The sequence below is a fragment of the Planctomonas deserti genome, assembly GCF_003067705.1.
Classification (GTDB): domain Bacteria; phylum Actinomycetota; class Actinomycetes; order Actinomycetales; family Microbacteriaceae; genus Planctomonas; species Planctomonas deserti.
Map to the genome: position 1 here is coordinate 1 of NZ_QANL01000111.1, position 606 is coordinate 606.

The following is a 606-nucleotide window of genomic DNA, read 5'->3' on the forward strand; positions in this document are numbered from 1 at the left end:
GAAATATTATATTCAGGATTTAAAAGATCAATATAATACTGTTCTCTTTCTATTAAAACTGAAGACTCACAATACTCTAAAATTTCTAGGGTAAAATTATCGAAACCATGAGTTAATAAAGCTTTATAGATAATCATTATATCTTTACGATCTGTAAGATAGGAGGTATTAAAGTAATTTCTAAATCTTTTACTTAAATCTAGAGCACTTCCTACATATCTTTTTCCGTTAATTTGGTTTGTCCACAAATAAATACCGGATTTACCTTTATTTTCTTTTAAAATTTTAGCTTTTTCAATACTAGGATTAATATAAACAACTTTAAAATTAGCAAAATATAAATATATAAAAAGTATAGATAAATCATAATACAATTTTAATCTTTTAACAACTATGCTTAAAGCATTGTCAAATGAATTTACTTGGGCATCACCAAGTAAAATCCCTATTAATACTTCTTTACTTTCATCTGGTAATTTTACTGCAGCTCTTTCAGACGGAGATAAACGAATTATCCCTTTTGTTGAACGTGCAGCAAATAATACCCGACTATAAATAAATAATATTATAGAAGATAAATCCATTGATGGTTGTTAATTACATAGT

Annotated in this window: 1 protein-coding gene; it reads right to left on the bottom strand. The window is 25.6% G+C overall.

Annotated elements, in window-relative coordinates; translation table 11 throughout:
* Window positions 1–584: GIY-YIG nuclease family protein (locus DAI20_RS19810; protein WP_159085149.1), on the bottom strand; the 584-nt coding region annotated here is incomplete at its 3' end.
* Window positions 585–606: the final 22 nt, after the last annotated feature.